15 protein-coding genes are annotated in these 19,695 nt (G+C 71.9%); 9 read left to right on the top strand and 6 right to left on the bottom strand.

Annotated features, from left to right (window positions below):
- Positions 1-66 precede the first annotated feature (66 nt).
- From WAB15_RS09355 to WAB15_RS09320, 8 genes are all read left to right on the top strand, one after another.
- Positions 67-1,422: an enolase C-terminal domain-like protein gene (locus WAB15_RS09355; protein WP_407289196.1), complete on the top strand. Its 1,356-nt coding sequence runs from the start codon at positions 67-69 to the stop codon at positions 1,420-1,422.
- Positions 1,423-1,496: 74 nt separating this feature from the next.
- Positions 1,497-2,246: an SDR family NAD(P)-dependent oxidoreductase gene (locus tag WAB15_RS09350; RefSeq protein ID WP_407289195.1), complete on the top strand. Its 750-nt coding sequence runs from the start codon at positions 1,497-1,499 to the stop codon at positions 2,244-2,246.
- Positions 2,247-2,310: 64 nt separating this feature from the next.
- Positions 2,311-3,342: a sugar ABC transporter substrate-binding protein gene (locus WAB15_RS09345; RefSeq protein WP_407285932.1), complete on the top strand. Its 1,032-nt coding sequence runs from the start codon at positions 2,311-2,313 to the stop codon at positions 3,340-3,342.
- The gene (locus WAB15_RS09340; RefSeq protein ID WP_407285931.1) at positions 3,342-4,907 is read left to right on the top strand and encodes a sugar ABC transporter ATP-binding protein; all 1,566 of its coding nucleotides are present in this window, start codon (positions 3,342-3,344) and stop codon (positions 4,905-4,907) included. Before WAB15_RS09345 ends, WAB15_RS09340 begins: the two co-directional genes overlap by 1 nt.
- A complete protein-coding gene (locus WAB15_RS09335) occupies positions 4,904-5,938 on the top strand; it encodes an ABC transporter permease (protein ID WP_399144328.1) in 1,035 nt (344 codons plus the stop codon). The genes WAB15_RS09340 and WAB15_RS09335 overlap by 4 nt, the downstream gene beginning before the upstream one ends.
- 14 nt (positions 5,939-5,952) lie before the next feature.
- Entirely contained in the window at positions 5,953-6,954 is a 1,002-nt protein-coding gene (locus tag WAB15_RS09330; RefSeq protein ID WP_399144327.1) for an aldo/keto reductase, read from the top strand.
- Between the two features lie 24 nt (positions 6,955-6,978).
- Positions 6,979-7,812, top strand: coding sequence for an amidohydrolase family protein (locus WAB15_RS09325; protein WP_399144326.1), 834 nt, complete (start codon positions 6,979-6,981; stop codon positions 7,810-7,812).
- A gap of 204 nt (positions 7,813-8,016) precedes the next feature.
- A complete protein-coding gene (locus WAB15_RS09320; RefSeq protein ID WP_407285930.1) occupies positions 8,017-8,808 on the top strand; it encodes an SDR family oxidoreductase in 792 nt (263 codons plus the stop codon).
- A 36-nt stretch (positions 8,809-8,844) separates the two neighbouring features.
- On the opposite strand, the gene WAB15_RS09315 is transcribed toward WAB15_RS09320, so the two are convergent.
- The 6 genes from WAB15_RS09315 to WAB15_RS09290 all read right to left on the bottom strand — a co-directional run bounded on the left by WAB15_RS09315 (position 8,845) and on the right by WAB15_RS09290 (position 15,873).
- Complete coding sequence (locus tag WAB15_RS09315; protein ID WP_399144525.1) at positions 8,845-9,534, bottom strand: FadR/GntR family transcriptional regulator; 690 nt, start codon at positions 9,532-9,534, stop codon at positions 8,845-8,847.
- A gap of 96 nt (positions 9,535-9,630) precedes the next feature.
- Positions 9,631-10,671 (bottom strand): hypothetical protein, encoded by a 1,041-nt coding sequence (locus WAB15_RS09310; protein ID WP_407285929.1) that lies wholly within the window; start codon positions 10,669-10,671, stop codon positions 9,631-9,633.
- Between the two features lie 211 nt (positions 10,672-10,882).
- Positions 10,883-12,487 (bottom strand): FAD-dependent oxidoreductase, encoded by a 1,605-nt coding sequence (locus WAB15_RS09305; RefSeq protein WP_399144323.1) that lies wholly within the window; start codon positions 12,485-12,487, stop codon positions 10,883-10,885.
- A 13-nt stretch (positions 12,488-12,500) separates the two neighbouring features.
- Positions 12,501-14,045 (bottom strand): glycerol kinase GlpK, encoded by a 1,545-nt coding sequence (gene glpK / locus WAB15_RS09300; RefSeq protein ID WP_399144322.1) that lies wholly within the window; start codon positions 14,043-14,045, stop codon positions 12,501-12,503.
- A gap of 46 nt (positions 14,046-14,091) precedes the next feature.
- On the bottom strand, positions 14,092-14,880 hold the full coding sequence (locus tag WAB15_RS09295; RefSeq protein WP_399144321.1) for an MIP/aquaporin family protein: 789 nt from the start codon (positions 14,878-14,880) through the stop codon (positions 14,092-14,094).
- A gap of 228 nt (positions 14,881-15,108) precedes the next feature.
- The gene (locus tag WAB15_RS09290) at positions 15,109-15,873 is read right to left on the bottom strand and encodes an IclR family transcriptional regulator (protein ID WP_399144320.1); all 765 of its coding nucleotides are present in this window, start codon (positions 15,871-15,873) and stop codon (positions 15,109-15,111) included.
- Between the two features lie 261 nt (positions 15,874-16,134).
- Here WAB15_RS09290 and metH point away from each other — a divergent pair, with 261 nt between their 5' ends.
- Positions 16,135-19,644, top strand: coding sequence for a methionine synthase (gene metH / locus WAB15_RS09285; protein WP_407285928.1), 3,510 nt, complete (start codon positions 16,135-16,137; stop codon positions 19,642-19,644).
- Positions 19,645-19,695: the final 51 nt, after the last annotated feature.

Here is a 19,695-nt window from a genome sequence, read left to right as displayed (position 1 = left end):
ATACATCGGATGACCGAGAAAGGTCCGATGTTCTTCCGCAACATCTCAGGGGGCATCCGCATGGCCGTGACCGACACCGTCACCGAGCTGGAGGTCCATGACGTCCGCTTCCCCACCTCGGAGCAGCTCGACGGTTCGGACGCCATGAACCCGGACCCCGACTACTCCGCCGCCTACGTGGTCCTGCACACCGACGGCGGGCCACCGGGGCACGGCCTCTGCTTCACCATCGGGCGCGGCAACGATGTCATGGCCGCCGCGATCCGGTCGCTGGCGCCGTACGTCGTCGGCCGCCCCGCGCCCGCCACCGCCGCCGGCCTCGCCGCCCTGCACCACGACCTCACCCACGACTCGCAGCTGCGCTGGCTCGGCCCCGACAAGGGTGTGATGCAGATGGCGGCCGGCGCCGTGGTCAACGCCGCCTGGGACCTGGCCGCCAGCCGGGCGGGCCTGCCGGTGTGGAAGTACCTCGCCGCACTGACCCCCGAAGAGCTGGTCGCGCTCGTCGACTTCCGCTACCTCTCCGACGCCCTGACGCCCGACGAGGCGCTGGCCATCCTGCGCGCCGCCGAACCCGGCCGCGCCGAGCGCGCCGCCCGCCTCAAGGCCGAGGGCTACCCCGCGTACACCACCTCGCCCGGCTGGCTCGGCTACGACGACACCAAGCTGGTGCGGCTCGCCAAGGAGGCGGTGGCCGACGGCTTCGGCCAGATCAAGCTGAAGGTGGGCGCCGACCTCGACGACGACAAGCGGCGGATGCGGCTGGCCAGGGACGCGGTCGGCCCCGGTGTACGGATCGCCGTCGACGCCAACCAGCGCTGGGACGTGGCCGAGGCGGTCCGCTGGATGACCGCCCTCGCGCCGTACACCCCGCACTGGATCGAGGAGCCGACCAGCCCGGACGACGTGCTGGGGCACGCCGCGGTGCGCTCCGCGCAGCCCGTGAAGGTCGCCACCGGTGAACACGTCGCCAACCGGGTGGTCTTCAAGCAGCTGCTGCAGGCCGGCGCCGTGGACTTCGTGCAGATCGACGCGGCGCGGGTGGCCGGGGTCAACGAGAACCTCGCGATCCTGCTGCTGGCCGCGAAGTACGGCGTGCCGGTCTGCCCCCACGCGGGCGGGGTGGGCCTGTGCGAGCTGGTGCAGCATCTGGCGATGTTCGACTACGTGGCGGTCTCGGGGAGTTGGGAGGACCGGGTCATCGAGTACGTCGACCATCTGCACGACCACTTCACCGACCCGGTCGTCATCGACCGCGGCCGCTACCGCGCCCCGACCGCGCCCGGCTTCTCGGCCCGGATGAAGCCCGGCTCGATCGCCGCCCACCGCTTCCCCGACGGGCCCGTATGGCGTGCCCGCCGGCGACCGCGGGACGAGCACGGGCCGCATCCGCACCACGGCGAGCAGGAGGTCTCCGTATGAGCGAGCGCAGCGAAACCCGTTCCGCAGGCGGTGCCGTGGCGCACACCGGCTCCTCGCCGGCCGACTTCGAGGGCATGGCCGCCCTCGTCACCGGCGGCGGTTCCGGCATCGGGGCGGCGACCGCCGCCCTGCTGCTGGCGCGCGGCGCCAAGGTCGCGGTCCTGGACCTGGACCCGGCCGGGGCGCCCGCCGGGGCGGTCCCCCTCAAGGCCGATGTCACCTCCGACACCGCCGTACGGGCCGCCGTCGAGGAGGCCGTGGAGCGGCTGGGCGCCCTGGACACCCTGGTCGGCAACGCGGGCATCGGCGCCGTCGGCACCGTCGAGGACAACGACGACGCGCAGTGGGGCCGGGTGCTGGACGTGAACGTGCTGGGGCTGGTGCGCACCGCGCGGGCCGCACTGCCGCATCTGCGCCGCAGCGCCGCCGCGTCCCCCGGCCGGGCCTCCATCACCCACACCTGCTCCATCGCCGCCACCGCGGGCCTGCCGCAGCGCGCCCTGTACAGCGCCAGCAAGGGAGCGGTGCTGTCGCTGACCCTCGCGATGGCCGCCGACCACGTCCGCGAGGGCATCCGCGTCAACTGCGTCAACCCGGGCACCGCCGACACCCCGTGGGTCGGCTGGCTGCTGGACCGGGCCGCCGACCCGGTCGGCGAACGCGCCGCCCTCAACGCCCGCCAGCCCATGGGCCGGATGGTCACCGCCGGCGAAGTCGCCGCCGCGATCGCCGCCTTGGCGTCCCCGGCCGCCTCCGGCATCACCGGGACCGCCCTCGCCGTGGACGGGGGGATGCAGGGGCTGCGGCTGCGGCCCGCCACCTGAGACCGGCTCCCGGGCCCGCACCCCGGGGCCGGGGGATCCGCACACCACCACCGAGGGACCACCCATGAGACTGCGTACGACCGGCGCGGCGGCCGCTGCCGCGCTGCTGGCCACCGCCGCACTCGCCGGCTGCAACCGCGGCGCCGACACCGCGGGCGGCAGGATCGGCATCGACATGCCCCGTACCGACACCGACTTCTGGAACTCCTACCAGCAGTACCTCGAAAAGGACCTGGACCACGGCGGCCCGGCCGCGCTGCCGCTGTCCAACTCGCAGAACGACATCGCCAAGGTCGTCTCCAACGTCCAGGCGCTGACCGACCAGGGCGCCAAGGCGATCGTGATGGCCCCGCAGGACACCGGGGCCATCGCCGCCGAACTGCGGCGCCTGGAGGAGAAGAAGATCCCCGTGGTGAGCGTGGACACCCGCCCCGACGAGGGCAGGGTCTACATGGTCGTCCGCGCCGACAACCGCGCCTACGGGGAGAAGTCCTGCGAGTACCTCGGCAGGCGGCTCGGCGGCAGGGGCCGGGTCGCCGAACTCCAGGGCGACCTCAGCTCCATCAACGGGCGGGACCGCTCAGCGGCGTTCGCGTCCTGTATGCAGCGGAGGTTCCCCAAGATCACCGTGCATGAGCTGGCCACCGACTGGAAGGGCGAGGTCGCCTCCGCCAAGCTGCAGAGCCTGCTCGCCCAGCACCCCGACATCGACGGCGTCTACCTCCAGGCCGGCGGCGCCTTCCTCAAGCCCGTCCTCGCCCTCCTGGAGCAGAAGAGGCTCCTGAAGCCGGCCGGCACCGACGGGCACATCACCATCGTCTCCAACGACGGCATACCGGACGAGCTGGACGCGATCCGTGCCGGCACGATCGACGCCACCCTCTCCCAGCCCGCCGACCTCTACGCCAAGTACGCGCTGTACTACGCCAGGGCCGGGCTGCAAGGCAAGACCTTCACACCGGGACCGACCGGCCACGGCTCCACCATCGTGAAGATCGGGAACGGGCTGGAGGACCAACTGCCGGCGCCCCTGGTCACCAAGGACAACGTCGACGACAAGAAGCTGTGGGCCAATCAGCTGGAGAAGAAGAAGTAGTGGCCGCCGCGACCCACGACCGGCCGGCGGCCGTGCACGCCGAGGGAATCGTCAAGCGCTACGGCCCCACCGTCGCCCTCGACGGTGCCCACCTGACCGTACGGCCCGGCGAGGCGCACGCCCTCGTCGGCCGCAACGGCGCCGGCAAGTCCACCCTGGTGTCCGTGCTGACCGGCATGCAGCGCCCGGAGGCCGGACAGGTCACCTTCGGCGGCCGGCCGGCGCCCGGCTGGGGCGACACCGCCGCCTGGCAGCGCAAGGTCGCCTGCGTCTACCAGAGGTCGATGACCGTGCCGGACCTGACCGTCGCGGAGAACCTCTACCTGGGCCGCTACCAGGGCGAGCGGATCATCCGCTGGCGGGCGCTGCGCGAGCGGGCCGGCCGGCTGCTCGCCGAGTACGGCGTGGCGGCCGACCCGGCCGCCCGGATCCGGGAACTCGGCGTCGAGCAGCGGCAGTTCGTCGAGATCGCCCGCGCGCTGTCCTTCGGCGCCCGGCTGATCGTCCTCGACGAGCCCACCGCCCGCCTCGACGCCGGCGGCATCGACCGCCTCTTCGGCAAGCTGCGCTCCCTGCGTGCCCAGGGGGTGGCGTTCGTGTTCATCTCGCACCATCTGCAGGAGGTCTACGAGCTGTGCGACACGGTCACCGTCTTCCGTGACGCCCGGCATGTGCTGACCGCCCCGGTCCGGCAGCTGGCGAAGGACGAGCTGGTGGCGGCGATGACGGGGGAGGCCGCGGGCGCGGCGCACCGGCCGCGGACGGCCGGGCGCGGTGCCGGGGAGCCGGTGCTGCGCACCGAAGGGCTCGCGCTGGAGGGGCACTTCGCGCCGCTGGACCTGACCGTACGGGCCGGCGAGGTGGTCGGGCTCGCGGGCGCCGCGGCCAGCGGGAACACCGCGATCGGCGAGACCCTTGCCGGGCTGCGGGCCCCCGACGGCGGACGGATCGCGGTGCGCGGACGCCCGGTCCGTACGGGCAGCGTGCCGCACGCCCTCGACGCGGGCATCGGCTACGTCCCCGAGGACCGGCACCGCGAGGGGCTCGTCCCGGGGCGCAGCGTCGCCGAGAACGCCACCCTGACCGTCGCCGACCAGCTGGGGCCGCTGGGGACCGTACTGCCCTCCAGGACCCGCGAGTTCGCCCGCCGGATGATCGCCTCGCTGGACATCAAGACGACCGGACCCGGCCAGCCGGTGTCCGGGCTCTCCGGCGGCAATCAGCAGAAGGTCGTGATCGCCCGTGCGCTGGCCCGCGACCCGGTGGTGCTGGTCGCCGTCCGGCCCACCAACGGGGTGGACGTCAAGTCCAAGGACGCGCTGCTGGGCGTCGTACGGGAGGTCGCGGACGGCGGCAGCGGCGCCCTGCTGGTCTCCGACGAGCTGGACGACCTGCGGGTCTGCGACCGGGTGCTGGCCGTGTTCCACGGCCGGGTGACCGCCGAGTTCGGCCGCGGCTGGCACGACCACGAACTGGTCGCCGCCATGGAGGGCGTGCGAGGCGACGGCGACCGGCGGACCACCGAGGACGGCACCACCCAGGACACGGAAGGGACCGCGCCATGACCGAGACCGCCTCGCCACCGGCCGGCGACGTGCTGGACCCCGCGCCGGCGCGCCGCCGGCCCCGGATCGATCCGGCCCGCTGGCGGGACCTCTCCCTGGTGCCGGTGATCCTCGTACTGGGCGTCATCGGCTTCATCGTCTCGCCGGCGTTCCTGACCCGGGACAACCTCATCGGCGTCGTCCAGCAGTCCACGGAGCTGGGCCTGCTGGTGCTCGGCGAGGCGCTCGTCCTGATCAGCGGGCGGATGGACCTGTCGCTGGAGTCCACCATCGGCCTGGCGCCGGTGCTCGCGCTGTGGCTGGTGATGCCCGCGCACGGCGCCCGGTTCGCCGGGCTGGAGCTGCTCCCCGCCTGGACGGCGATCCCGCTGTGCCTGGCCGTGGGCGCGGCCGTCGGCGCCGCCAACGGTTTCCTCATCCTCACCCTCCGGGTCAACGGATTCATCGCCACCCTCGGCATGCTCACCATGCTGCGCGGCCTGCAAGTGGGCATCTCCGAGGGCCGGTCGATCGGCGACGTCCCGGAGTCCTTCGCCTACCTGGGCAAGGCCGACTGGCTGGGCGTCCCGGCCGCCGTCTGGATCTGCCTGGCCCTCTTCGCGCTGGGCGGCGCGGCCCTGGGCTACCTCCGGCACGGCCGGGCGCTGTACGCGATCGGCGGCAATCCGGAGGCGGCCCGCGCGGCCGGCGTACGGGTGGACCGGATCACCTGGATCGTGCTGGCCGTCGGCGGGGTGCTCGCCGCCTTCGCCGGCATCCTCTACACCGGGCACTACGGCGCGGTCTCCGCGAGCCAGGGCAACGGCTGGATCTTCCAGGTGTTCGCCGCCGCGGTGATCGGCGGCATCAGCCTCAAGGGCGGCCGGGGCACCCTCTTCGGCGCGCTGACCGGCGTCCTGACCCTTCAACTCGTCATCAACGTCATGACGCTGGGCGGCGTGCCCCCGCTGTGGACCCAGTTCCTCAACGGCATGATCATCATCGTCGCGCTGGTCGTCTCCCGCTTCACCGGCGGCGAGAAGCAGGACTGAGGGGCGACTTCACCATGCGCTGTCCACCGCACGGACCGAGGGAGCTGGGGCACTCCGGCGTCCGCGTCCCGCCCCTGGGCCTGGGCTGCGCACCGCTCGGCAACCTCTACCGCGCCGTTGCCGAGGAGCAGGCCCAGGACGTCGTACGCACCGCCCTCGCCGCCGGCGCCCGCTACTTCGACACCGCACCCCACTACGGCCTCGGCCTGTCCGAGGAGCGGCTCGGCCGCGCGCTACGGGGCCACGACCGCGCCTCGTACACCCTCTCCACCAAGGTCGGCCGCCGGCTGCGGCCGCTCGCGCCGGGCGAGGAGGCGGCCGGCGAGGGCTTCGTCGACACCCCCGCCCGGGCTCGTGCATGGGACTTCACCCGGGACGGCATCCGCGCCACGCTGGAGGCGTCCCTGGAGCGGCTCGGCGTGGACGCCGTCGACATCGTCTATCTGCACGACGTCGAGGACCATCTGCGCGAGGTGTACGAGACCGGCTTCCCGGCCCTCGCCGAGCTGCGCGCGCAGGGGACCGTGCGCGCCATCGGGTTCGGCATGAACCACAGCGGAGTACTGGCCCGTCTGGTCGCCGACCTCGATGTGGACGTGGTGCTCTGCGCCGGCCGCTGGACGCTGCTGGAGCGCACCGCCTTCGACGATCTGCTGCCGGTGTGCGCACGCCGCGGCACCTCGGTGGTCGTCGGCGGCGTCTACAACTCCGGCCTGCTCGCCGACCCGTCACCCGGCGCACCGTACGACTACGCCCCCGCGCCCGCCCGACTGCTCGATCGGGCACGTCGACTCGCCGCGGTCTGCCACCGGTTCGGGGTACCGCTGAAGGCCGCCGCACTCCGCTTCCCCTTCGGGCACCCCGCCGTGGCCGCGGCCGTCGTCGGCGCCGCCACACCCCGGGAGACGGCCGAGAACGCGGCCCTGTTCGCCCGGGAGATCCCCGACGAGCTGTGGCCTACGCTCGTCGCCCGCGGCCTGCTCGACCCCGATCTGCCGCTGCCCCTGAACGAGTGACGCCGACCTCGGAGCGCGCCCCTGATGCGTATCGACGCCCATCACCACCTGTGGGACCTCACCCGGCGCGAGCAGCCCTGGATGGACGGGCCCTGGGCCGACCCGATCCGCCGCAGCTACGCACTGAGCGACCTCACCCCGCATCTGACCGAGCACGGCGTCGGCGGCACCATCCTGGTCCAGTCGTCGTCCTCGTACGAGGAGACCGCCGAACTGCTCGCCATCGGGGCGGACCAGGGGCCGGTGGCGGGCGTCGTCGGCTGGGCCGATCTGACCGATCCGGCGCTCGGCGAGGTCCTCGCGGCGTCGCCCGCCGGTCTGGTCGGCATCCGGCACCAGGTCCAGGACGAACCGGACCCCGACTGGCTCACCCGCCCCGAGGTGCTGCGCGGCCTGGGTGCGCTGGCCGACGCCGGACTCGTCTACGACCTGCTGGTCACCCCGCGCGAGATGCCGGCGGCGCACACCGCCGTACGCGCGCTGCCGCAGCTGTCCTTCGTCCTGGACCATGCCGCGAAACCGGCCGTGGCGCGGGGGGACTGGCAGCCGTGGGCGGATGCGATCAGCGCGCTGGCCGGGCCGGCGAACGTCAGCTGCAAACTGTCCGGGCTGGTCACCGAGGCCGACTGGGACGCCTGGCGGCCGCAGCAGATCCTGCCCTACGCCCGGCATGTGCTGGAGGCGTTCGGCCCCGACCGGGTGATGTTCGGCTCCGACTGGCCGGTCTGCACGCTGGCCGCCGGCTACGAGGACGTCATCGCGCTCGCGGAGTCGGCCACCTGCCGGCTCGACGCGGCGGAGCGCTCGGCGGTCTTCGGGGGGACGGCGGGGCGGGTGTACGGGGTCGCTGGGGCATAGCCGCGGGGGAGGGGCGGACCCGCGGCCGGGGCGCGGGCGCCGGGCGCCGCGGGCCGTCGCGTCGCCGTCCGGTTTCCGCCGGCTTCGGATCCGGCCGGGCCGCAGGATCGAGTCGTACCGGAGAGCGCGGCGCCCCGAAGGACCTACGGGTCCACGGGCGCCGGACGACTCCACCGACCGAGACGAAGGCGACGGGTGACGACGATGACGGGGCATGTGAGGACGCAGACGAAGACCGCGGCGGCGCAGGGCGGCAGCCGGCCGCTCGCCGGCAAGGTGGCGCTGGTGACCGGCGGCAGCCGGGGGATCGGCGAGGCGATCGCGCTGCGGCTGGCCGCCGACGGGGCGGCCGTGGCCCTGACGTACGTGAGCCGGGCGGACCGGGCCGAACAGGTCGTCAAGGAGATCGAGCGGTCCGGCGGGCGGGCCTGGGCGGTACGGGCCGACAGCGGTGACGCGGGGGAGGTGTGGGCCTCGGTGGCCGGCGCCGTCGAGCGGTTCGGGCGGCTGGACATCCTGGTGAACAACGCGGGCGTCGGTGTGCTCGGGCCGTTCGAGGGGATCTCGCTGGAGGACGTCGACCGGGTGCTGCGCACCAACGTCCGGGCGCCGTTCCTCGCGGCGCAGGCCGCGGCCGCGCATCTGGCCGAGGGCGGGCGGATCATCTCCATCGGCAGCTGCATGGCGGAGCGGGTCGCCTTCCCCGGCGGCACCCTCTACGCCACCAGCAAGGCCGCGCTCACCGGCCTCACCAAGACCCTGGCCAAGGAGCTCGGCCCGCGGGGCATCACCGCCAACCTCGTGCACCCCGGCCCCATCGACACCGACATGAACCCGGCCGACGGCGACAGCGCGGAGCTGCAGGCCGGACTGACCGCGCTGGGCGCCTACGGCCGGGCCGAGGACGTCGCGGCGACCGTGGCCCATCTGGCGGGCGAGGGCGGCCGCTACATCACGGGTGCGTCGATCGCGGTGGACGGGGGATTCGCGGTCTGACGCGGCCGCGCGGCCCGTGCGGACCGGGCGGTCGGCTCACGCGTCGGACGCCGGTCGCAACGACGCCCGCAGCCACTGCTCCACGCTGGCGATATGCACCGTGGCCCAGGCCCGCGCCGCCTCCGCGTCCTGGTCGCGCAGCGCGCCGAGGATGGCGCGGTGCTCGGTGAGGGTGCGGGCCACCGCGTCCTTCTGGGTCAGCCCGCGCCAGATCCTGGCCCGGGTGGTCGGCCCGGACAGCCCGTCCAGCAGGGAGCAGAGCACGGAGTTGCCGGACGCCGCGACGATCCCGCGGTGGAACTCCAGATCGCAGGCGACCAGGTCCTCGACCGAAGGGTCCGGCCCCAGCGCGTCCAACTGGGCCTGGAGCACGTCCAGTTCCTCCGCCGCGATCCGGCCGGCCGCCATCGCCGTGGCGGCCGGTTCCAGGATCCGGCGGACGGCGAGGAACTCCAGCACCGTGTCGTCGCGGTGGAAGTCCACCACGAAACTCATCGCCTCCAGCAGGAGTTGCGGGTCGAGGCTGGTGACGTAGGTGCCGTCGCCCTGGCGGACGTCCAGGATGCGGATGAGGGAGAGCGCGCGCACCGCCTCGCGCAGCGAGTTGCGGGACAGGCCGAGCTCGGCGGCCAGCTCGCTCTCCTTCGGCAGCCGGTCGCCGGGCCGCAGCGCGCCGGAGACGATCATTCCCTTGATCTTCTCGATGGCCTCGTCGGTGACCGCCATGCCGACCTCCCCGTTCGTCTCCGCACGGGCGTCCGCACGGGCGCCTTTGCGGACGACCGCACGGATATCCCGCTCAGACATCCGATGTCTGGCCCATTATGGCCTGCCGCGCCGCCCCCAGCCGCTCTCGTACGCCGCCCAGTCCTCGTCCGTGGCCGTGAAATCGACGTACAGCGCGGTACCGAACCGCCGGCGGCCCGGATCCTCGCGGCTCAGCCCCAGGCGTATACCCCGCACCGCGGCCCGCACCGTCTCCGCCGACGCGTGATGGCCCATGTCGTCGGTGTGGAAGAACGGCAACCCCATCAGCAGATCGGTGCCCGGCCCGGTCGCCTCCAGCGCCAGCCGGGTCTGCTGCGCCACATAGCCGCCGTACAGACCCTCGGTCGGCAGGGCGGTGTCGTACGACATCAGCGCGATCTGGTCGACGCGGCGCGCCACCTGGCCGAAGAACCGCTGGGATATCCACTTGGGGTGGCCGGTCACCGCCCCGGTGACCTTGTGCAGGTCCGGCAGCGGATCGATCTGATGGACCGCCACGGACAGGATCCCGCCCCGGTCGTGGACGGCGGGCCCGAGCCGGTCCAGCAGCCGCAGATAGTCGGGGTTGTCGGAGTGCAGCGGCTCCACGTCCAGATGGACCCCGGCGAAGCCGTCCGACAGCACTTGGCGGGCGCTGGCCACGATCGCCGCGCGGGCCGAGGCGTCCGCCAGCCGCAGCCCGCCCCGCTTGCCCTTCTCGTACACCAGCCGGTCGCCGAGCCAGGCGTGCACCCGCACCGACGGCAGCTCGCGGTGCACCGCGGCGATCAGCCACCGCGCCCGCGGGTAGGCCTTGCGGGCCGGCGGCAGGGTGCCGTCGTGCTCCAACGGCCCGGCGTGCACGTACAGATCACGGATTCCGGTGCCCTCGATCCGCCGCCGCAGCGCCGCCACGTCGGAGGCGTCCCGCCGCCCGTCCACCCAGGCGTGCCCGAGCCAGAAGGCGTCCCGGCCACGCGTCGTGGTCTCCGGGGCGGCCGCCCCCGCGTACTGGGCGCGCAGCGCCGTCACCGCCAGCGTCACCGGCAGCACGACCAGCACGGCTAGCGCCCAGGCCGTCCACTTCCCCGCGCGCCGCCATCGTCGACGAGCCATCGCCATCCCCCCGTTGATGTTTCCGGTGCACATCATGGCAGCAGCCACTGACAGTCACCGCACGCCGGTGCCCCTCACCCCGTCCCACCTGCGACGACATGCGAAAACGACGGTGGGGCGGCCCCGTGGACCGCCCCACCGTCACTCGGCGTGCAACGCCCGGGCGGACATCGGCCGCCCGTCGGCCGCCGATGTCCGCCCGCCGCCGGCGTCAGCCCGCCAGCATGTCCTTGACCTTGGCCCGGACGTCCTCCGTGTCCAGACCGCGGATCATCAGGGTCGTACGGCGGCGCAGCACGTCGTCGACCGTCTCGGCCCACTCGTTGTCCCGGGCGTAGGCGACCTGCGCCCAGATCTCCGGCGCGTCCGGGTGGATGCGCTCGGCCAGCGCCGGGTTCTCGTTCGCCAGCCGGGCGATGTCGAAGGACAGCGAACCGTAGTGGGTGGCCAGGTGCCGCGCGGTCTCCGGGGCCATCCGCGGACCCGGCGTGCCGCCGTCGACGAGCAGCCGGTGCGCGACCGCGTTGGGGTTGGCGATACCGGGCAGCGGGAGCTTCTTCGGCAGCCGCGCGATCGGCTCCATGTCGTCGGCCAGGGGGTGGCCGGGCAGCTCGGCGAGCTTGTTCATGACCGTACGGCCGATGTGCCGGAAGGTCGTCCACTTGCCGCCGGCGACCGACAGCATGCCGCCGCTGCCCTCGGTGACGACCGTCTCGCGCTTGGCCTTGGAGGTGTCGCCCGGGCCACCGGGCAGCACCCGCAGACCCGCGAAGGAGTAGGTGATCAGGTCACGGGACAGCTGCTGGTCGCGGATGGAGAAGGCGGCCTCGTCCAGGATCTGGGCGGTGTCCTTCTCGTTGACCGCGACGTCCGCCGGGTCGCCCTCGTACTCCTCGTCCGTGGTGCCCAGCAGCAGCATGTCCTCCCAGGGGAGGGCGAAGGTGATGCGGTACTTGTCGATCGGGGTCGCCAGCGCCGCCTTCCAGGGGGAGGTGCGCTTGAGGACCAGGTGCGCGCCCTTCGACAGGCGGATGGAGGGGGCCGCGTTGGGGTCCTCCATCTTGCGCAGGTGGTCCACCCACGGGCCGGTGGCGTTGAGCACCAGGCGGGCGTTGACGCCGAACTCCTGGCCGTCCAGCCGGTCCTTGAGCTCCGCGCCGGTGACCCGGCCCTGGGTGAAGCGCAGTCCGCTCACCTCGGCGTGGTTGAGGACCGTGGCGCCGGCCGCGACCGCCGCACGGACGGTCATCAGGGCCATCCGGGAGTCGTTCATCTGGTCGTCGCCGTACACGGCCACGGCCTTGAGGTTGTCCGTACGCAGCTCCGGAACGTCGCGCTGCGCCTTGGCCGCGGATATCACGTGGCCGACGCCGTCGCCGAACGCGGAGAGCGCGGAGTAGGCGAAGACGCCCGCGCCGAGCTTGGCCGCGCCGTGCGGGCCGCCCTTGTAGACCGGCAGGTAGAAGGTCAGGGGGTTGGCGAGGTGCGGTGCGACCTCGCGGGACACCGCACGCCGCTCGAAGTGGTTCTCCGCCACCAGCTTGACCGCTCCGGTCTGCAGGTAGCGCAGACCGCCGTGCAGCAGCTTGGAGGAGGCGGAGGAGGTGGCGCCGGCGAAGTCGCCGGCGTCCACCAGGGCCACCCGCAGCCCGGCCTGTGCGGCGTGCCAGGCAGTGGAGATGCCCAGGATGCCGCCGCCGATCACCAGGAGGTCGTACGTCGCCTTGGACAGCTGCTCCCGGGTTTCGGCGCGGCTCGCGTTCGAACCGTGGGCCGGGTGCGTCCCAAGTGCCGGGACGCTCTGCAGGGTGCTCATGATGTGCTCCTTGTCAGCTCTCGTCGTCGTCGAGCCAGCCCATGGTCCGCTCGACCGCCTTGAGCCAGCTCTTGTATTCGCGGTCACGGGTGGCCGCTTCCATGCGGGGGGTCCATTCGGCGGCCCGGCGCCAGTTGGCGCGCAGTTCGTCGGTGCTGGACCAGAAGCCGACGGCCAGTCCGGCCGCATAGGCAGCGCCGAGACAGGTGGTCTCGGCGACCATCGGGCGCACCACGGGGGCGTCCAGGAAGTCCGAGATCGTCTGCATCAGCAGGTTGTTGGAGGTCATACCGCCGTCGACCTTGAGCGCGGTCAGGTCGACGCCGGAGTCCTTGGTCATGGCGTCGGTGATCTCGCGGGTCTGCCAGGCGGTGGCCTCGAGCACGGCACGCGCGATGTGCGCCTTGGTGACGTAGCGGGTCAGGCCCGCGATGACACCGCGCGCGTCCGAGCGCCAGTAGGGGGCGAACAGGCCGGAGAAGGCCGGGACGAAGTAGGCGCCGCCGTTGTCCTCGACCGTGCTGGCGAGGGTCTCGATCTCGGCCGCGCTGTTGATGAGCCCCATCTGGTCGCGCATCCACTGCACCAGCGAGCCGGTGACGGCGATGGAGCCTTCCAGGGCGTAGACCGGCTGCTCGTCGCCGATGCGGTAACCGACCGTCGTCAGCAGCCCGTTGTAGGAGTTGACCGGCTCGTGCCCGGTGTTCATCAGCATGAAGGTGCCGGTGCCGTACGTGGACTTGGCCTCGCCCTGGTCGAAGCAGGTCTGGCCGAAGAGCGCGGCCTGCTGGTCGCCGAGCGCGGAGGCCACCGGGACACCGGCGAGCACACCGCTGGCGCTGTGGCCGTAGACCTCGGCCGAGGACCTGATCTCCGGCAGCACGGCGGCCGGAATGTCCATCGACTGAAGGATCTTCTCGTCCCACGCCAGCGTGTGCAGGTTCATCAGCATGGTGCGCGAGGCGTTGGTGACGTCGGTGACGTGGTGGCCGCCGTCGACGCCGCCGGTGAGGTTCCAGATGACCCAGGAGTCCATGGTGCCGAAGAGGATCTCGCCGCGCTCGGCGCGCTCGCGCAGGCCCTCGACGTTGTCGAGCAGCCAGCGGATCTTCGGGCCGGCGAAGTACGACGCCAGCGGCAGACCGGTCTCCCGGCGGAAGCGGTCCTGGCCGACGTTGCGGCCGAGCTCCTTGCAGAGCGCGTCGGTGCGGGTGTCCTGCCAGACGATGGCGTTGTGGACCGGCTCACCGGTGTTCTTGTCCCAAAGGACGGTGGTCTCGCGCTGGTTGGTGATGCCGATGGCCTTGACGTCGGCGGCGGTGATGCCCGCCTTCTCGACGGCGCTGTCGACGACCTGCTGGACGTTGGTCCAGATCTCCGCGGCGTCGTGCTCGACCCAGCCCGGCTTCGGGAAGATCTGCTCGTGCTCCTTCTGGTCGACCGAAACGATCCGGCCGTCCTTGTCGAAGACGATGCAGCGGCTGGAGGTCGTGCCCTGGTCGATGGCCGCGATGAACGGGCCGTGCCCGTGCGAGGAGGTGCTGTGGGTGTCGCTCATGGTGTGCTCCAAGAAGTCTGTGCGGGCGGCGGGGCGGTCGGGAGGCTCAGGCGAACGCCAACTGGTAGATGCCTCCGGCGATGGCTCCACCGATCAGCGGGCCGACGACCGGAATCCAGGCGTAGCCCCAGTCTGAACCGCCCTTGTTCGGCAGCGGCAGCAGCGCGTGCACGATGCGCGGACCGAGGTCGCGGACCGGGTTGATGGCGTAACCGGTCGGACCGCCCAGCGACAGACCGATGCCGACGACGACCAGCGCCACGATCAGCGTGCCGATGGTGCCGACGCCCTTGCCGTTGTCGCTCAGGCCGAGCGTGAGGATCGAGAGCACCAGCACGACGGTGGCGATGATCTCGGTGGCCAGGTTCTGTGCGACATTGCGGATCTCGGGGCCGGTGGAGAAGATGCCGAGCACCGGGCCCGCCTTGGGAGCGGCCTTCGGGTCGACCAGGCCCTCCTCGCTGGAGTGGTCCGCCAGCACCTCGGGGTCGGTCAGATGCGCCCGGAACTGTCCGTAGTAGACGATCCACATCAGCACCGCGCCGATCATGGCGCCGAGCAGCTCGCCGGCCAGGTAGACCGGCACCTGGCTCCACTCGATGCCGCCCTTGATGGCGAGACCGATCGTGACGGCGGGGTTGAGGTGTGCGCCGGACTTCGCGGCGATGTAGGCACCCGTGATGACGGCGAAGCCCCACCCGAAGGTGATGGCGACCCATCCGGCGTTGAACGCCTTGGAGCGCTTGAACGTAACGGCGGCGCAGACGCCGCCACCCATCAAAAGCAGTACAGCGGTACCGATGGTCTCGCTGATGAAGATGTCGGAGCTGGACACCGGCGACTCCTTTGTCCTTCGTCCAGGGGAAGGCGAACCCCGGGTCCCTCCGGTGGTCCGCACCCTCCGAGAGGGCGGTGGTCGGTCCCGCGGCAATGCTCACCATAGCGAATATTGTCGTTAGGTGTTCGACAATGCCGACCGACGAACGGCAGTTTTGTTCACCGTAAGAACCCCGTCAAGGGTTCGTTGGCCAAAAACTTAGGTGAACTTAACGGGCAAAACCGATCAGAATCGCCCTGCGCCAAGATCACGGGACACCGCGCGTGCGCAATCCCTCACGGCAGCGACGATTTCCGGCCGCAGCTCGCCCTCGCGGCACAGCCGTTCCACCGCGCCCGTGACGCCCACCGCGCCCACCGGCATCCGCCGCCGGTCGTGGATCGGCGCGGCCACCGAGGCCACCCCCTCCCAGGTCTCCTCCACGTCCGCGGCCCAGCCGCGCGCCCGGGTCAGGTCCAGCAGGCCCTCGAAGTCGCCCAGCCCGGTCACCGTGCGCGGCGTGAACGCGTCCCGGTCCGCCTCGACCACCTCGCTGTGCGCCACCGGGTCGTACGCGGAGAGCACCTTGCCCAGCGCCGTGCTGTGCAGCGGATGCATCGCCCCCACCTCCAGCACCTGCCGGCTGTCGTCCGGGCGGAAGACGTGGTGCACGATCAGCGCGCCCTGCTGGTGCAGCACGCCCAGGTAGACCGCCTCGCCACTGGAGCGGGCCAGGTCGTCGGTCCACACCAGGGCGCGGGCTCGCAGCTCGTGCACGTCCAGGTAGCTGTTGCCCAGCCGCAGCAGCTCCGCGCCCAGCTGATAGCGGCCCGAGACGGCGTCCTGTTCGACGAAGCCCTCCTGCTGTAGCGTGCGCAGAATCCCGTGGGCGGTGCCCTTGGCCAGTCCCAGGGAGGAGGAGATGTCGGACAGCCCCAGCCGCCGCTCCCCTCCTGCGAGCAGCCGCAGCATCGCGGCGGCGCGCTCGAGCGACTGGATGGTCCGTGCCATCGGGCAACCTCCGAAGTATGCGGTTCGACAATGCTGAACGATATCGGCCCATGCCGACTTCAGTCAGCGAACCTGCTGTTCTTTGTGAGCGAACCGGAGTCTGCCAACGATCGCGGATAGTGCACGACAGGGGGGTGGTGTCGTGCTGTCCACGGCGTGAAACGGGGAACACGTGTACCGGACCGGCAGCTACGCTGGCCGGGTGCGCCCTCTCAAGGAGGGTGCAAAGCCGACAGCCGTCGCAACCACGGGAGCATCTCCATGGCCTCGAACACGCCATCGCCCATCAGCACGTCCCGCGTCGATTCCCTCCGCGAGGCACTCGCCACGCGGGTGGTCGTCGCCGACGGAGCCATGGGCACCATGCTGCAGGCGCAGGACCCGACCATGGAGGACTTCCAGCAGCTGGAGGGCTGCAACGAGATCCTCAACGTCACCCGGCCCGACATCGTGCGCTCGGTGCACGAGGAGTACTTCGCCGTCGGCGTCGACTGCGTCGAGACCAACACCTTCGGCGCGAACTTCGCCGCGCTGGCGGAGTACGACATCCCCGAGCGCGTCTACGAGCTCTCCGAGTCCGGCGCCCGGATCGCCCGCGAGGTCGCCGACGAGTTCACCGCCTCCACCGGCCAGCAGCGCTACGTCCTCGGCTCCATGGGCCCCGGCACCAAGCTGCCCACTCTCGGCCACGCCCCCTACGTCACGCTGCGCGACGCCTACCAGCAGAACGCCGAGGGCATGATCGCCGGCGGCGCGGACGCGCTGCTCGTGGAGACCACCCAGGACCTGCTGCAGACCAAGGCCGCCATCCTGGGCGCCCGCCGCGCCCTGGAGGCGACCGGGACCCACCTCCCGGTGATCTGCTCGGTCACCGTCGAGACCACCGGCACCATGCTCCTCGGCTCCGAGATCGGCGCCGCGCTGACCGCGCTGGAGCCGCTGGGCATCGACATGATCGGCCTGAACTGCGCCACCGGCCCGGCCGAGATGAGCGAGCACCTGCGCTACCTGTCCCGCAACTCGCGCATCCCGCTCGCCTGCATGCCCAACGCGGGCCTGCCGGTGCTGGGCAAGAACGGCGCCCACTACCCCCTGACGCCCGGCGAGCTGGCCGACGCCCAGGAGACGTTCGTCGCCGACTACGGCCTCTCGCTGGTCGGCGGCTGCTGCGGTACGACGCCGGAGCATCTGCGGCAGGTCGTCGAGCGGGTGCGCGGCGTCACCCCGTCGACCCGCCAGGTGCGCCCCGAGCCGGGTGCCGCCTCGCTCTACCAGAGCGTGCCCTTCCGCCAGGACACCTCGTACATGGCGATCGGCGAGCGCACCAACGCCAACGGCTCGAAGAAGTTCCGCGAGGCGATGCTGGCGGGCCGCTGGGACGACTGCGTGGAGATGGCCCGCGACCAGATCCGCGAGGGCGCCCACATGCTCGACCTCTGCGTCGACTACGTCGGCCGGGACGGCGTCGCCGACATGGAGGAGCTGGCCGGGCGGTTCGCCACCGCCTCCACCCTGCCCATCGTGCTGGACTCCACCGAGCTGAACGTCATCCAGGCCGGCCTGGAGAAGCTCGGCGGCCGCGCGGTGATCAACTCCGTCAACTACGAGGACGGCGACGGCCCCGAGTCGCGCTTCGCGAAGGTCACCGCGCTGGCCGCCGAGCACGGCGCGGCGCTGATCGCGCTGACCATCGACGAGGAGGGCCAGGCCCGCAGCGTCGAGCACAAGGTGGCCGTGGCCGAGCGGCTGATCGGCGACCTGACCGGCAACTGGGGCATCCGTGAGTGCGACATCCTCATCGACTGCCTGACCTTCACCATCTGCACGGGCCAGGAGGAGTCCCGCAAGGACGGCATCCACACCATCGAGGCCATCCGGGAGCTGAAGAAGCGCCACCCCGAGGTGCAGACCACCCTGGGGCTGTCGAACATCTCCTTCGGCCTCAACCCGGCCGCCCGCATCGTGCTCAACTCCGTCTTCCTCGACGAGTGCGTCAAGGCCGGCCTGGATTCGGCCATCGTGCACGCCTCGAAGATCCTGCCGATCGCCCGGCTGGAGGAGGAGCAGGTCAAGACCGCCCTCGACCTGGTCTACGACCGCCGCAGCGAGGGCTACGACCCGCTCCAGAAGCTGATGGAGCTGTTCGAGGGCGCCACCGCCAAGTCCCTCAAGGCGGGCAAGGCCGAGGAGCTGGCCGCCCTCCCCCTGGACGAGCGGCTCCAGCGGCGCATCATCGACGGCGAGAAGAACGGCCTGGAGGCCGACCTCGACGAGGCCCTGCGGGACCGGCCCGCGCTCGACATCGTCAACGACACCCTCCTGGAGGGCATGAAGGTCGTCGGCGAGCTGTTCGGCTCCGGGCAGATGCAGCTGCCGTTCGTGCTGCAGTCCGCCGAGGTCATGAAGACCGCGGTGGCACACCTGGAGCCGCACATGGAGAAGTCCGACGACGAGGGCAAGGGCACCATCGTGCTGGCCACCGTCCGCGGCGACGTCCACGACATCGGCAAGAACCTCGTCGACATCATCCTGTCCAACAACGGCTACAACGTCGTCAACCTCGGCATCAAGCAGCCGGTCTCGGCCATCCTGGAGGCCGCCGAGGAGCACAAGGCCGATGTCATCGGGATGTCCGGACTCCTGGTCAAGTCCACGGTGATCATGAAGGAGAACCTGGAGGAGCTCAACCAGCGCAAGATGGCGGCCGACTTCCCCGTCATCCTGGGCGGCGCGGCCCTCACCCGCGCCTACGTCGAGCAGGACCTCCACGAGATCTACGAGGGCGAGGTCCGCTACGCCCGGGACGCCTTCGAGGGCCTGCGGCTGATGGACGCCCTGATCGCCGTCAAGCGCGGCGTACCGGGCGCCGCCCTGCCCGAGCTCAAGCAGCGCCGGGTCCCCAAGCGGGACACCGCCGTCCTGGAGGTCCAGGAGCCCGAGGGCGCGGCGCGCTCCGACGTCGCCGTCGACAACCCCGTACCCACCCCGCCGTTCTGGGGCACCCGCGTCATCAAGGGCATCCAGCTCAAGGAGTACGCCTCCTGGCTGGACGAGGGCGCGCTGTTCAAGGGCCAGTGGGGCCTGAAGCAGGCGCGTACCGGCGAAGGTCCGACGTATGAGGAGCTGGTGGAGACCGAGGGCCGCCCCCGGCTGCGCGGCTGGCTCGACAAGCTGCAGACCGAGAACCTGCTGGAAGCCGCCGTCGTGCACGGCTACTTCCCGTGCGTGTCCAAGGGCGAGGACCTGATCCTGCTGCACGAGGACGGCACCGAGCGCACCCGCTTCACCTTCCCGCGCCAGCGCCGCGGCCGGCGGCTGTGCCTGGCGGACTACTTCCGCCCCGAGGAGTCCGGCGAGACCGACGTCGTCGGCCTGCAGGTCGTCACCGTCGGCTCCAGGATCGGCGCCGCCACCGCCGAGCTGTTCGAGGCCAACTCCTACCGCGACTACCTCGAACTGCACGGCCTGTCCGTCCAGTTGGCCGAGGCGCTGGCCGAGTACTGGCACGCCCGGGTGCGCGCCGAGCTGGGCTTCGGCGGCGAGGACCCCGACGACGTCGAGGACATGTTCGCGCTCAAGTACCGGGGTGCGCGCTTCTCCCTGGGCTACGGGGCCTGCCCCGACCTGGAGGACCGCGCGAAGATCGCCGACCTCCTGCAGCCGGAGCGGATCGGCGTCGAGCTCTCCGAGGAGTTCCAGCTCCACCCGGAGCAGTCCACCGACGCCATCGTCATCCACCACCCGGAGGCGAAGTACTTCAACGCCCGGTAGTAGGCGTTCGGTAACTCCAGGTAAGCGGGTCGGGGTCGTCCGGGGAGCCCT

This window comes from Streptomyces sirii, assembly GCF_045690365.1.
Classification (GTDB): domain Bacteria; phylum Actinomycetota; class Actinomycetes; order Streptomycetales; family Streptomycetaceae; genus Streptomyces; species Streptomyces sirii.
The sequence above is the reverse complement of the archived record's forward strand: the minus strand, read 5'-3'. Positions and strand labels throughout refer to the sequence as shown.